The sequence below is a fragment of the Aestuariivita boseongensis genome, from assembly GCF_001262635.1.
GTDB lineage: Bacteria > Pseudomonadota > Alphaproteobacteria > Rhodobacterales > Rhodobacteraceae > Aestuariivita > Aestuariivita boseongensis.
In genome coordinates this window covers 89,617-102,989 of the sequence record NZ_JXYH01000003.1, presented here as the reverse complement: position 1 = coordinate 102,989, position 13,373 = coordinate 89,617, and the positions used below count along the sequence as shown (strand labels likewise).

General features: G+C 60.5%; 13 protein-coding genes and 1 tRNA gene. 6 read left to right on the top strand and 8 right to left on the bottom strand.

Annotation, left to right across the window (positions count from 1 at the left end):
* Positions 1 to 44 precede the first annotated feature (44 nt).
* The 5 genes from TR61_RS02425 to TR61_RS02405 all read left to right on the top strand — a co-directional run bounded on the left by TR61_RS02425 (position 45) and on the right by TR61_RS02405 (position 5,585).
* Positions 45 to 1,286, top strand: a complete 1,242-nt coding sequence (locus tag TR61_RS02425; protein ID WP_050927948.1) for an ABC transporter substrate-binding protein — start codon at positions 45 to 47, stop codon at positions 1,284 to 1,286.
* A gap of 83 nt (positions 1,287 to 1,369) precedes the next feature.
* Positions 1,370 to 2,077 carry an ABC transporter ATP-binding protein gene (locus TR61_RS02420; RefSeq protein ID WP_216595352.1) on the top strand — a complete coding sequence of 236 codons (708 nt, stop codon included), beginning with the start codon at positions 1,370 to 1,372 and terminating at the stop codon, positions 2,075 to 2,077.
* Positions 2,070 to 2,849 (top strand): ABC transporter ATP-binding protein, encoded by a 780-nt coding sequence (locus tag TR61_RS02415; RefSeq protein ID WP_050927947.1) that lies wholly within the window; start codon positions 2,070 to 2,072, stop codon positions 2,847 to 2,849. The genes TR61_RS02420 and TR61_RS02415 overlap by 8 nt, the downstream gene beginning before the upstream one ends.
* Positions 2,849 to 3,736, top strand: coding sequence for a branched-chain amino acid ABC transporter permease (locus TR61_RS02410; protein ID WP_216595351.1), 888 nt, complete (start codon positions 2,849 to 2,851; stop codon positions 3,734 to 3,736). The genes TR61_RS02415 and TR61_RS02410 overlap by 1 nt, the downstream gene beginning before the upstream one ends.
* Before the next feature lies 1 nt (position 3,737).
* Positions 3,738 to 5,585: an alpha/beta fold hydrolase gene (locus TR61_RS02405; protein ID WP_050927946.1), complete on the top strand. Its 1,848-nt coding sequence runs from the start codon at positions 3,738 to 3,740 to the stop codon at positions 5,583 to 5,585.
* 19 nt (positions 5,586 to 5,604) lie between these two features.
* Here the strand turns inward: TR61_RS02405 and TR61_RS02400 are convergent.
* From TR61_RS02400 to TR61_RS02390, 3 genes are all read right to left on the bottom strand, one after another.
* Positions 5,605 to 5,681, bottom strand: a tRNA-Pro gene (locus tag TR61_RS02400).
* A gap of 77 nt (positions 5,682 to 5,758) precedes the next feature.
* Positions 5,759 to 6,862, bottom strand: a complete 1,104-nt coding sequence (gene leuB / locus TR61_RS02395) for a 3-isopropylmalate dehydrogenase (protein WP_050927945.1) — start codon at positions 6,860 to 6,862, stop codon at positions 5,759 to 5,761.
* A 92-nt stretch (positions 6,863 to 6,954) separates the two neighbouring features.
* Entirely contained in the window at positions 6,955 to 7,851 is an 897-nt protein-coding gene (locus TR61_RS02390) for a LysR family transcriptional regulator (RefSeq protein ID WP_050927944.1), read from the bottom strand.
* A gap of 94 nt (positions 7,852 to 7,945) precedes the next feature.
* Here TR61_RS02390 and TR61_RS02385 point away from each other — a divergent pair, with 94 nt between their 5' ends.
* Positions 7,946 to 8,860 carry a sugar nucleotide-binding protein gene (locus tag TR61_RS02385; protein ID WP_050927943.1) on the top strand — a complete coding sequence of 305 codons (915 nt, stop codon included), beginning with the start codon at positions 7,946 to 7,948 and terminating at the stop codon, positions 8,858 to 8,860.
* On the opposite strand, the gene TR61_RS02380 is transcribed toward TR61_RS02385, so the two are convergent.
* The 5 genes from TR61_RS02380 to TR61_RS20255 all read right to left on the bottom strand — a co-directional run bounded on the left by TR61_RS02380 (position 8,810) and on the right by TR61_RS20255 (position 13,238).
* Entirely contained in the window at positions 8,810 to 9,895 is a 1,086-nt protein-coding gene (locus TR61_RS02380) for an endonuclease/exonuclease/phosphatase family protein (RefSeq protein WP_082181809.1), read from the bottom strand. The genes TR61_RS02385 and TR61_RS02380 overlap by 51 nt on opposite strands.
* Positions 9,892 to 10,692 (bottom strand): hypothetical protein, encoded by an 801-nt coding sequence (locus TR61_RS02375; RefSeq protein ID WP_245626797.1) that lies wholly within the window; start codon positions 10,690 to 10,692, stop codon positions 9,892 to 9,894. Before TR61_RS02375 ends, TR61_RS02380 begins: the two co-directional genes overlap by 4 nt.
* 384 nt (positions 10,693 to 11,076) lie before the next feature.
* Positions 11,077 to 11,682 (bottom strand): 3-isopropylmalate dehydratase small subunit, encoded by a 606-nt coding sequence (leuD, locus tag TR61_RS02370; protein WP_050927941.1) that lies wholly within the window; start codon positions 11,680 to 11,682, stop codon positions 11,077 to 11,079.
* Positions 11,682 to 13,085, bottom strand: coding sequence for a 3-isopropylmalate dehydratase large subunit (gene leuC / locus TR61_RS02365; protein WP_050927940.1), 1,404 nt, complete (start codon positions 13,083 to 13,085; stop codon positions 11,682 to 11,684). The genes leuD and leuC overlap by 1 nt, the downstream gene beginning before the upstream one ends.
* 54 nt (positions 13,086 to 13,139) lie before the next feature.
* On the bottom strand, positions 13,140 to 13,238 hold the full coding sequence (locus tag TR61_RS20255) for an isopropylmalate isomerase (RefSeq protein WP_216595350.1): 99 nt from the start codon (positions 13,236 to 13,238) through the stop codon (positions 13,140 to 13,142).
* Positions 13,239 to 13,373 lie beyond the last annotated feature (135 nt).

Below are 13,373 nucleotides of genomic sequence, written 5' to 3'. Positions count from 1 at the left end.
CAGGTGCCGCGCGATCCTTTCCCCACAACAGGGAGATTTTCGCAATGAAAACACTGAACTCAAAATCACTGGCGCTGGCGACGGTCAGCCTGCTTGCGCTGGGTGCAGGGGCGGCATCGGCCGAGGTCATGAAGATCGGCGTCCTTGCCCCTCTGACCGGACCGACCGCGTCAGATGGGGAAGAATTCCTGCGCGGCGTGCAATGGGCCGTAGAGGAAGCCAACGCCAAGGGGGGCGTGGCCGGATACACGTTCGAAATCGAAGTGGCCGATGTCAAAGACCACTCGGCCGCAAATGTCTCAAGCGCGGTTGAACGCCTTCTGGGCACGGACGGGGTCGAGGTGATCCTGACCGGATATGCCAGCCTGTCGATGTTCGAAGTCGACTTGATGGCCGAAGAAAACATGCCCTATATCGCGGCTGGGCCCAGTCCGGGCTTTGCGGCTATCGTCAGCCAGGATCCCGATTACTATACCTGCTGCTGGTCCTACACCGCGTCTTTCAAAGGTTATGAAACCGATGTTCTGCCCATGGTGGAAAGCCTTGCAGAAGCGGGCAAAGTCACGCTGGACAGCAAGACGGTTGCGATCATTTCGTCGGACAACCCCTATTCCAAGACCATCTCGGAGGGGGTGAAACTGTCCTTCACCGAAGGCGGATGGGACGTTGTCGTCGATGAACTGGTCCCTTTTGGAGAAGTCAGTGACTGGAAGGTCATCCTTGCCAAGGTGAACGAAACCAATCCCGACCTGGTGATCAATACCGATTACATCCCCGGAAACTCGGCCCTGTTCCATAGGCAATTCCTTGAGAACCCGACCGACAGCCTTGTCTTCCTGCAATATGCGCCCTCGGTCCCGGAATTCGTCGAGCTGACAGGCGATCAGTCCACAGGTGTTCTGTACAACCTGATCGGCGGCCCGCTCGATTCACCGAAATGGCCGCGCGGTCAGCAGCTGATGCAGGAATATCGCGACAAGTTCGGTATTGAATCCGGGGCCTATGGTGTGGGCCTTTATGAGATGACCAACATGTACTTCATGGCGCTGGAACAAGTCGGCGATCCGACAGACCGCACCGCGATCGGCAAGGCCATCGGTAGCATCAAGCAAGAGACTGTCGCCGGGAATATCGAGTTCGACCCCGAAACCCATGTTGCCCTGCAAAGCAATGACCACATCCCGGTGTCCTTCTGGCAGCTGTGGGACGGTGAACGCGTTCTGGTCGGCCCGGAGAAATTCGCCAATGGCGAATTCCGCCTGCCGCCCTGGGTGAGCGGCAACTGAACTCAATGAAGGTGTCCCCGCTGCGCCCAAGCGCGGCGGGGGCTTTTGCACCCATGTCCGAACCGCTTCTCTCAGCCCGTGGCTTGACCAAGCATTTTGGCGGCCTAAAGGCCGTCGATGATGTCAGCTTTGACGTGCATCCCGGGGAAATCCTGGGCATCGCCGGCCCGAATGGCAGCGGCAAGAGCACGCTGTTCAACATCATCACCAAAGTCCCCTTCGGCCCTACCGCCGGAGAGGTTGCGTTGGACGGGCGCAGCCTTGGCGGGCTGGGCGCACATGCTATCGCGCTTTCTGGCGTTGCACGCACCTTCCAGCGGGAAAACGTGTTTGCGTCCCTCAGCGCGGTCGACAATGTGCTTGTCGCCGTGGAGGCACATGCGCCCAAGCTGCAGTTCGATCAGCAGGTCGCGCGGGCGGGCCAGATCCTTGATCTGGTCGGGTACCCACCGACCATGCACAATATGCTCGCTGGTGGGGTGCCGATTTTCTATCGCAAGCAGTTGATGATCGCCTCGGCCCTGGCGCTGAAGCCGCGGGTGATCTTGATGGATGAACCCGCCTCCAGCCTGACCGGACCTGAGATTGACCGGATGCGCGATATTGTCCTGGCGATCCGCGCCTCGGGTGTGACGGTCGTTCTGATCGAACATGTCCTGTCCCTTCTGATGGAGGTGTCCGATCGCTTGATCGTTCTGGATCAGGGGCGTGTCATTGCATCGGGCGCTCCACGGGTGGTGATTGCCGATGCCAAGGTGGTTGAAGCCTATCTGGGGGTCGCGCATGGCTGATCCGATCCTGCAAGTGACAGACCTTTCTGGCGGGTATGACCCGGTCCAGATCTTCCGCGATATCAACCTGTCGGTCGGTGCGGGCGAAAGCATTGGCATTTTCGGGCCCAATGGCCACGGCAAGACAACGCTTCTGAAAACGCTCAGCGGCCTGATTGATCCGTGGAGCGGCGATATCCGCTTTGACGGCCAGCAGATGAACCGCTCCGGCGCGCGTGGCAGCCGCCGCTGGCAGAACTTCAACTATGATGCGATCACGCGCCGCCGGATGGATCCCAAGACTGTCGCGCGGGCGGGGCTGATTCATGTGCAGCAAGGCAATCTGCTGTTTCCGGAGCTGACTGTGGACGAGACCCTGTCGATCTCGACCCGTGCCGCATCCGGCAGGCAGGGGTGGAGCCGTGCGGACGTTCTGGGCCTTTTCCCCCGTCTGTCCGAGCGGTTGGTCCACAAGATCCGGTTTCTGTCGGGTGGGGAGCGGCAGATGGTGTCTGTCGCGGCCGGTCTGCTGTCGGCCCCGCGCATGCTGATCCTGGATGAACCGACCCTGGGCCTGTCACCCAAGGTTCGGTCCGAGCTGTGTGACGCCATTGTCACTGTGCGCGAAACCGGCCTGCCGATCATCCTGATTGACCAGGATGTGGCGTTCCTCGAACGGATTATCGACCGGCTTTACCTGTTCGACCACGGACGCATTTCCCGCGTGATGGAGCGGGATGAGATACCCGGCCACGAGGGCCTGATGGCCATGCTTTTCGGAGAGGTGACCTGATGGATCCGATCACCCTTTTCTCGATCATCAAGGGCGGGCTGGTGCTGGGCGCGCTCTATGCGCTTATGGCCACGGGTTTGTCGCTGGTCTGGACGACGCTGGGCATTTTCAACTTTGCACATGGCGCATTCATCGCGTTGGGAGCCTATGTCGCCTGGCAATTCGCCAGTGCGGATGCATACGGCCTGCCGCTGGGTCTGGCGCTGGCGGTGACGACGGGGGTGATGTTTGCCATCGGGGCCGTCATCCATTTTCTGCTGGTCAAACCGTTCGAGCGGCGCGCCGATGTCGTCCTGATCACGGTGATTACCACGCTGGCCGGTTCCGCCATTCTGGAAAACGCCTTGCTGCTGATCTGGGGGCCGAGATCGAAGCAGATCCCGGAATTGGTCGAAGGCACCGTCGCAGTGGCCGAGTTTCAGCTTGCCTGGTCCGAGGTTCTTTTGCTGGTCGTCGTGCTGGCGATCCTGATTGGTCTGGGCCTGTTCCTCAGATACACACGCCCGGGCCGGTCGATGCGGGCGGTGTCGCAGAACAGGGAAGCGGCGCAGCTTCTGGGGCTGGATGTCCCGATCTATTTCGCATTGGCCTTCGGACTGTCTGCTGTCACTGCAGGACTTGCCGGTGTCTTTGTCGGCACGATCCGCTTCATGAACCCCGCCATGGGGGCAGAACCGCTGATGAAAGCGCTGATCGTCGTGATCTTTGGCGGGATCGCCCGGTTTTCCAGCCCGATCTATGCGGCCTTCATCATCGGCTTGCTTGAAGCCTTCTCGATCTATGTCTTTGGCCTCTATTGGGCGCCTGCGGTCCTTTTCCTGACCATGATTGTCGTCTTGCTGATCAAGCCCGAGGGGCTGTTCGGCAAATATCAAAGAACGCTCTGACATGCGCTATGATCCGTCCCTCCACCGAACCCAGGGCTTGCTGCCGCTGCTGATCGCGCTGGCTGCGCTGATCGTGTATCCGTTTGTTTTCGATGCCACCTATTTCCGCCACGTGGTCATCCTGGCCTTTGTCTTTGCCATCGTTGCCACCAGCTGGGATCTGAGCCTGGGATTTGGCGGGCTGTTCAACTTTGCCCATGTGGCGTTGTTTGCGGTCGGCATCTACACTTACGCAATCCTGGCCAAGACACTGGGCTTTTCGCCATGGCTGTCGATCCTGGCGGGTGGGGGCACGGCCGCATTCGTTGCGCTGCTGATCGCTTTGCCGGTTCTCAGGCTGGACGGGATTTATGTGATCCTGGTCACCATCGCGCTGAGCCAATTGATTTATCTGGTCGTCATCTCTTCGTCGGATGTGACCGGTGGCACTTCAGGCATGGTCACCCTGCCGACGCTGACCATCGGGGATTATCGCCTCTCCCGCGACGGGCGGATCGGGTATTACTTTGTCGGGCTGGCGCTGCTGGTGGCCAATCTTGGCTTTCTGTACTGGGTGACCCGATCGCGCCTGGGCCGCTCTATCGTCGCGCTGCGTGACAACAAATACTATGCCATTGCCCGCGGAATATCCGAGGCCCGGACCCGTGCCCTGACCCTGATGGCCAGTGCGGTGTTCACCGGTATGGCGGGTGCGTTTTACGCGGCCTATCTGCGCGTGGCCTCACCCGATGCGTTCGGGATCGGGTTTCTGACCCTGCTTCTGTCGATCCTGCTGGTGGGCGGCGCGGGTACGATCTGGGGCCCGGTTCTGGCGGCGTTTGCCATTTCGGTCGCCAGTGAATGGCTCAGCGGTTTTGGCGCCTGGCAAAACATCATCATCGCGCTGGCGATCATTCTGATCGTCGTGTTCTATCCCGGCGGTCTCTGGGCTGCGTTGCAGGAACTGCGGCAGGCCGCTGATGGAGCGCGCACCAGCCTGATGGCCCGTTGGCGGCGGCGCGAACGCCCCGCCCGGGAGGCGCTGACCGGTGCCCCGGAACGCATGTTGGAAACGCCTCATGGCAGCATCGCGATTGCAGATACAGGTGGCGACAAACCGGCGCTTTTGTTCCTGCACGGCAATTCCGCCTGCAAAGAGGCGTTCTGCAAACAATTCCGCGCGTTTTCAGACGCCTATCGCGTGATCTCGTTCGATTATCCGGGCCACGGGGTGTCGTCCAACGCCGATCCCGAAACCAGCTACAACATCCCCGCCTATGCCGAGATTGCCGAGACTGTTCTGGCCGATTGCGGCATCTCCGAAGTCTATGTCTTTGGCTGGTCTCTGGGTGGCTATGTCGCGCTGGAGCTTGCGGCGCGCGGGAATATCACGGTCAAGGCGCTGGGCATCACCGGGACCTCTCCGCTGAATATGGTGCCGGATGATTTCGGGCGTGGTTATAATCCGGATTCCCATCTGGTGCTGGCAAGCAAGCAGTATTTCTCGCGCACGGAGTCAGACAATTATGCCAACAGTGCGACCGCCCCGATTTCCGAAGAATCAGCTTTCCTCCACCGGAACTTGCGCCGCACCGACGGGCGCGCGCGGTTCTACATGCTGGGCCGGTTGGGCGTGGTGGACTGGCCGCGCCAGATGCGGATGCTGCGCGAGGGGCGCATTCCCTTCGCCATTCTGAATGGCAGCGACGATCCCTTCCTGAACCACGACTACATCGCGCGGCTGAAATACGGAAATCTTTGGAATGGCTCGCCCCAGGACATTCCCAACGGCCGTCATGCGCCGTTCTTCAACCAGCCGGATGCGTTCAATCTGGAACTGTTCCGCTTCCTGAAAAGCGCGGATCGCTAAACGCAGGCATTATTGGATTTGGTCGGAGTGAGAGGATTCGAACCTCCGGCCCCTGCCTCCCGAAGACAGTGCTCTACCAGGCTGAGCTACACTCCGACCGTGGCGCGGTGAGTAGCGCCGGTCATTTGAATTTGCAAGCGGTATAATGGCCGCGACGGGGTGCGGCCACAGGCTTAGAGGCTTGCGTCCAGCGCCGCGAGGATCGCGTCGCCCATTTCCGTGGTCGACACGGGTGCCACGCCTTCTTCGCCCAGAAGATCGGCTGTGCGTACGCCATCGGCCAGCACCTTCTCAACGGCCTGTTCCAGACGGTCCGCTTCGGCACCGGCATCAAAGGAATAGCGCAGCGCCATCGCAAAGCTCAGGATACAGGCGATGGGGTTGGCCTTGCCTTGCCCTGCAATGTCGGGGGCCGATCCGTGCACCGGCTCGTACAGCGCCTTGGGACGGCCATTGGCCATCGGCGCGCCCAGCGATGCCGAAGGCAGCATGCCCAGCGATCCGGTCAGCATCGCGGCCAGATCGGACAGGAGATCGCCAAAGAGGTTGTCGGTGACAATGACGTCGAACTGCTTGGGCCAGCGGGTCAGCTGCATTGCACCTGCGTCGGCATACATGTGGCTCAGCTCGACCTCCGGATAATCCGCGCCGACCCGTGTGACGACCTCACGCCACAGGATGCCGCTTTCCATCACGTTGGCCTTTTCCATCGAACACAGCTTCTTGCCCCGCCGCATCGCCAGTTCAAAGGCAGACCGTGCAACCCGGTCGATCTCGCTTTCCGTGTAACGCTGGGTGTTGATGCCCACGCGTTCGTTGCCTTCCTCGAAGATCCCGCGAGGTTCACCGAAATACACGCCAGAAGTCAGTTCGCGGACGATCATGATATCAAGGCCCGCGACCACGTCTTTCTTCAGCGATGAGAAATCCGCCAGCGCATCAAAGCACTGCGCGGGGCGCAGGTTTGCGAAAAGGTCCATCTCCCTGCGCAGGCGCAGCAGGCCGCGCTCGGGCTTCACGCTGAAATCCAGACTGTCGTATTTCGGACCGCCGACGGCACCCAGAAGCACCGCATCCACTTCCTGCGCCTTGGCCATGGTGTCGTCATGCAGCGGCGTGCCATGCGCGTCATAGGCCGCCCCACCCACCAGATCTTCGCTGACGTCGAACACCATGTCGCGCTTTGCGCCGTACCAGTCGATGATGCGTTTCACCTCGGCCATGACTTCGGGGCCGATCCCGTCACCGGGCAGGATAAGAAGGGAAGGGTTCGACATGAGGATCTCCTTGGCAAATCTCGCGAGGGCGGCGTACCCCGCAGGCGCAGCCGGGTCAATAAGCCCTGAAGAAAGAGCTGGAGAAAGGTGTCTCAGGCGAATTCTGCCGTCAGCCGTTTGTCCAGCGCCCGCCAGATCGCATCCACACGCGGCGCTTTGCGTACCGTCTGGTGCGCAGTCAGCCAGATCTCAAGGGGCGGTATTGGCAGGTCCAGATGCAGTTCCTCGACCAGAGGATCGGCACGCCCGACCCGGGCCTGGGTAAACCCGATGCCACAACCTGCGCGGACCATCTCCCAATAGGTCGGGTGATGATCGCAGCGCACCGCGAAACTTTCCGGCCCACCGGGCCAGCCCAGTTCATGCATCGTATCGACGATCAGGGTCGACCGGTCATAGCCAACAAGATCATGGTCAAGCAGGTCTTCAGCTGTCTCAGGCCTGCCGCGCCGTTCCAGATAACTGCGCGCGGCGAAGGTGCCCAGTTCGATATCCGCCACGTGGCGTGTTACCAGTTCCAGCTGGTCGGGCCGATACATGCGGATCGCAATATCGGCCTGTCGGAACAGCAGGTTTTCGCTGCTGTCACTGGGTACGACCACAAGCTGGATCATCGGATGTTCCCGCCGGATTTCGGCCAGCATGCGTGGCAGAACGTGATGGGCCATGAAATCGCTGCTGGCGATGCGCACGGTGCCGCTTGATGTGTCCGAATGCGCCTCGGCCTGCAGGGCGATGGTGGCCATGGCTGCGCGCATCGCTTCGGCGGCGGGGCGCATCTCGGCCCCTATATCGGTCAGGACCAGTCCGCGCGCATGGCGGTGAAACAGTTCGACCCCAAGGCCGTCTTCCAGCGCTTTGACATGGCGGCCAATCGTGGGCTGGCTTTGGCCAAGCCTTTGTGCGGCGGCCGAAAGAGAGCCGGTTTCAGCCACGGCAAGGAAGCTTTGCACATGGGACCAGTCGGTAAAGGGGGCCGAATTATCCATTCATAAATGAATACATAATGCAGAAATTCATACAATATATTTCGAGTTCTTGTTGGCGCATAGTGTTTGGGACATCAGCTTACAGGAGGTTCAGATGACCCAAACAGTTCTTATTCTTGGACAGTCCGGCCGTTTCGGCCACAACGCAGCCAAGGCGTTTCGTCAGGCGGGCTGGCAGGTGAAAGGGTTCGACCGTAAATCCGATACGCTGCACCAGTCGGCGCAGGGTGTCGATGTGATCGTGAACGCATGGAACCCGCTTTATACAGACTGGGCCGAACAGGTTCCCGAAATCCACGCCAAGGTGCGTGCGGCGGCCAAGTCGGTCGGGGCCACGGTTATCATCCCAGGCAACGTTTATGTCTTTGGCCCCGATGTCGCGCCGCCCTGGTCGGAAAGCAGTCCGCATCGCGCGACCAATCCGCTGGGTCAGATCCGCCGCAGGATGGAACGGGCCTATGCCGAAGAAGGTGTGAAAACCATCATCTTGCGCGCCGGTGATTTTCTGGACACGCGCGCTTCGGGCAACTGGTTTGATCAGGTGATGATCAAATCCTTGCGCAAAGGCAAATTCGTCTATCCGGGCAATCCCGATATTCCACATGCCTGGGCCTATCTGCCCGATCTCACCCGCGCTGCCGTAGCGCTGGCGGAAAAGCGCGACAGCCTGCCGGATTTCGTGGACCTGCCCTTTCCTGGGTACACCCTGACAGGGCACGAGATTGCCGCCCATCTGCAGGATCTGACCGGGCATCCGGTGCGCCTGAAACGGATGAACTGGCTTCTGCTTCATTTGGCGAAACCGGTCTGGCCCATGGCGCGCTGCCTGCTTGAGATGCGCTATCTCTGGAACACGCCGCACTGGCTGGACGGTCAGCGCTTTGACGATCTTCTGCCCGAGTTCCGCGCAACCCCTGTCCGTCTTGCTCTTGAGGCATCCATCGGGGTTCGGCCGGGATCACTCCAGCAGGATATCGACCCAAACCAACCGGTGACGGCTCGCGCGTAAGGCCGCCTCGTGGCCGGGGGTGCCCTCCTCCGGCCAAAAGACCCCGGCGTCTGTCACTTGCACAGTGGACGCAGGCAAAACGTAATCGACCCGCAAGCGGCCCACGCCATCCCAATCAACCGTGTCCTGCGCATTCGGTCCGACATGTCCCTGATCGGGCACTTGCGCTGCCCCGGTGCTGACCGGCGCCGGGTCTTGCAGGCGCGGATCCGCCAGAAGATCCCTGATTGACCGGTGACGCCCTTCGCTGTCGTAGGGATCCAACGTGGCCGATCCGGCGATGATGAATTCTCCCTCCGGCGGTGCGCCGACGGCGCCATCCAGATGGAGCATCCAGAATCCGATTTCGGCTGCGTTGCGCAGACCGTTGCGGTCTTCGGTGCCGTCGAAAACCGGCGGGCTGGCGTGGAAGGTCATCACCGACAAAAGCCCGCCATCCGGCAGCCGAACAGGAACAACCCAATGCCCGCTGGAGGACAGGCGCTGCAGGCGCGCCACGCGTTCGGATGGAAAAAGCGACCCATCTGCGTTCATCGGCATGGACGCCTGCGGAAGATCGGCCCACAGCAGATCGGTAAAATCCTGCACCGCCTCGCGTTCGATTGGCAACTGTGACAGGACGGCCATGGCGCCCTGTCCGTAAAAGCGGCCAAAGCCCTGAGCGTCTGCCGCATCTCCGGCGCGGCCATCGCCGTCCAAATCAAGCCCGGTCTGCAACCCGCGATTGGTGGGCAGGGCCAGGACATGTGGAAACGGGAGGGGCAGGGCTTGGTTGAAGGCCGTCAGCGTCTCAAGCCCGAAATCATAATCCAACCCCTGAACGGCCAGGATATCCGGTGCGGCGGTGTCGATCACTTCGGAAATCGCCTGCATCTGCGGGTCATTGCCGGAACGAATGTCGCGCAGCGCAAGGCCCGGGCCATCGCGTGTCAGTTCGACGTTATAGGTGGCGATGCGGATGGTTTCGGCCTGGGCCGGGCTGCATACCAGAATGCCCGCAAAGCTCAGACAAACGGCCCGCGCGGCGCGGATCATGCGGTTTGAACGCCCTCGGCTTCGGCCACGGCATAGGCGCGGCGGCGCTTGTCCTCGATCAGGGCGGCGATGCGCGCAAGTGCAATGCCGCGCATGATCATGCTGGCGGGCAGGAAGGCCCAGGCGCAGATCGTCCAGACCAGCATGTTCGGATCTTCAAGCGAGATCGGATCGATCATCTGCGAGGCCAGCTTGACCACGGCCGGAATGATGAACGGCAACAGCACGCCCAGAATGACGTTCGTTCGCGCATCGTTGTAAAGTCGGTCCACCACATCGCCGCCGGTCGTCGGGTCGAACAGCGGCAGGTTTGTCCAGACGTTGAACGCCCCTTTCCGGGTAGGCCAGCCTTTGACGCGGATGGACAGGATAAAAGCGATGATCGCGATCAGGCAAATGAGATAAGCCATACCAGCCGCCATGCGCACACTGTCGGTCAAAGACGCAGGTGCGTCCGCAGGCAGCATCAACACCAGAAGCCGCACGGGCGAATAGGGGAAATCCAGAGAATGACCGATAGACGCCCCGATCTGCGACATGATCAGCGTTATCTCGGTCGGACTCATCTCGTGTTTGGCGACCAGTGTCAGGCTGATGATGGTCAGCGAAAAGGCCAGAAACCGCAGGCGGTTCAACGGCGGCGCATCGCGGAACTCCAGGATTGACGGGAAGACGGAATAATATTCGGCAAAGATGAAGATCGCGGCGGCAAGAGCGATGAAAATGATGAATTCCGGTGCATTGACCCCGGCATGCGACAGCAGCAGCGACGGCGCGACCACAGTCGCTGCGATCAATAATGCACGGAAGATTGCCCCTGTGATTCTCAAAACCACGCTCCGCTCCTCTTCAAACTGGACTGGCTTGGTTCTCTGCCGCGCCTATTTCCATTTTGATCCCGCGTTTTACACGGGTTGCCTCAATTTAGACACATTTGTGCCTTGTTTCTGACAGCTGCTCAACTGCCCACCAACTTGGCCCCCGGATTAGGGCGAGTTTGTGGTGGAAGTGGTGCGTCTTTGCATCAAATTGGGGGGGGCTTGGTGCGGGGAAATCTTGGAAACACAATATGTTGTGGGTCAAAGATCATCCGCAATGCCCAAGTCTTCAACAACTGTTAAGACCTGAGGCGTCCACCCCCGCCCAAAGCGGGCGGAGGCGGTTTTCCAAAAGGAAGTGGTTCAGACCCAGGGGCGTGCCTGGGCGGCCTGGGCCTCGAATGTGTCGATGGAGGCAGCTTTTTCCATCGTCAGGCCGATATCATCGAGACCGTTCAGCAGACAGTGCTTCTTGAAGCTGTCGAGTTCGAAGGTGAACACTTCACCATCCGAGGTGGTCACGGTCTGCGCTTCCAGATCGACGGTCACGCGGGCATTCGCGCCTTTCTCGGCGTCCTTCATCAGAACGTCCACGGCCTCTTGCGGGAGGGCGATGGGCAGGATGCCGTTCTTGAAGCAGTTGTTATAGAAAATATCGGCAAAGCTGGGTGCAATGACGCAGCGGATGCCGAAATCCTTGATCGCCCAGGGCGCATGTTCGCGCGACGAACCGCAGCCGAAATTGTCGCCCGCGACAAGGATCTCGGCTTCGCGATACTGGGGCTGGTTCAGCACGAAATCGGGGATCTCGTTGCCGTCCTGATCATAGCGCATCTCGTCAAAGAGGTTCACGCCAAGTCCCGAGCGCTTGATCGTTTTCAGGAACTGCTTGGGAATGATCATGTCGGTGTCGACATTGACCAGAGGCATCGGGGCAGCGATGCCGGTGAGGGTGGTGAATTTATCCATTACATCAGCTCCCGAACATCGGTGAGTTTTCCGGTCACGGCGGCTGCCGCGGCCATCGCGGGGCTCATCAGGTGGGTGCGTCCGCCCCGGCCCTGACGGCCTTCGAAGTTGCGGTTCGACGTGGCCGCGCAACGTTCGCCTGGCTGCAACTGGTCGGGGTTCATCGCCAGACACATCGAACAGCCCGCAAGCCGCCATTCAAAGCCCGCGTCGCGGAAGATGTCGGCCAGACCTTCTTCTTCGGCCTGCGCGCGCACAAGGCCGGAACCGGGCACGACCATTGCCCGTTTCACGGCGATCTTCTTGCCCTTCAGGATCTCGGCGGCGGCGCGCAGATCCTCGATCCGGCCATTGGTGCAGGAGCCGATGAAGACGGTGTCAATTTCGATTTCCGACAGCGGTGTGCCGGGCTCGAGCCCCATGTAGTCAAGCGAACGTTTCGCAGCGCCCACCTTGCCGCCGGTGAAGCTGTCGGGCGAGGGGACGACATCGGTGATGGGCAGAACGTCTTCGGGCGAGGTGCCCCAGGTGACGACCGGCGCGATATCTTCGCCCTTGATGGTGATGACCTTGTCCCAATGGGCGTCGTCATCGGAATACAGCGTCTTCCACCACGCCAGTGCGGCTTCCCATTGTGCGCCCTTGGGGGCGTGCGGGCGGCCTTTGACGTATTCGAAGGTCTTCTCATCCGGCGCGATCAGGCCGGCGCGTGCGCCACCTTCGATGGCCATGTTGCAGACGGTCATGCGGCCTTCCATCGACAGATCGCGGATCGCTTCTCCGCAATATTCGATGACATAGCCGGTGCCGCCAGCGGTGCCGGTCTTGCCGATCACCGAAAGCGTGATGTCTTTCGCGGTCACACCGGGGCGCAGTTTGCCGGTGATTTCCACCTTCATGTTTTTCGATTTCTTCTGGATCAGTGTCTGGGTGGCCAGAACATGTTCCACCTCGGACGTGCCGATGCCGTGGGCCAGTGCGCCAAAGGCACCATGCGTCGCGGTGTGGCTGTCACCGCAAACAACGGTCATGCCGGGAAGCGTCCAGCCCTGTTCGGGGCCGACGATATGCACGATGCCCTGACGGATATCGGACACCGGATAATAGTGGATGCCGAAATCCTTTGCGTTCTTGTCGAGCGCGGCGACCTGGATCGCGCTGTCTTCGGTCATGTTCTTGGGATCTTCGCGGCCCGGTGTGGTGGGCACGTTGTGATCGGGCACCGCGATCGTCTTGTCGGGTGCGCGCACCGACCGGCCCGCCATGCGCAGACCTTCGAAGGCCTGAGGCGAGGTCACCTCGTGCACAAGGTGGCGGTCGATATAAAGAAGGCAGGTGCCGTCTTCGTCTTCATGGGCGACATGGGCATCCCAGATCTTGTCATAGAGTGTCTTGGGGGACATTGGTCCTCTCCCGTTTGTTTTTGACTGGCAGATGGTTTTGGGCGTGGGGCCGCCTTATAGGCGGGCCAATACCGTATGGATCGCGCCATAAAAGCGTTCGCGCAGGCGCGCGCGGTCATCCATATCGAAAAAACGTGTCATGGCGATGCGCATAAGGCTTTCGCCGAGTCGAGGCAAGAGGCGGGCTGTCGGACCGCTTTGACAGCGGGACCTGGCGCGTGCGTTTTCTTCGTTGCGGTGATCCAGGGGCGGATATCGTTCGTATTAGGGGCATGACCCAATCTGCTT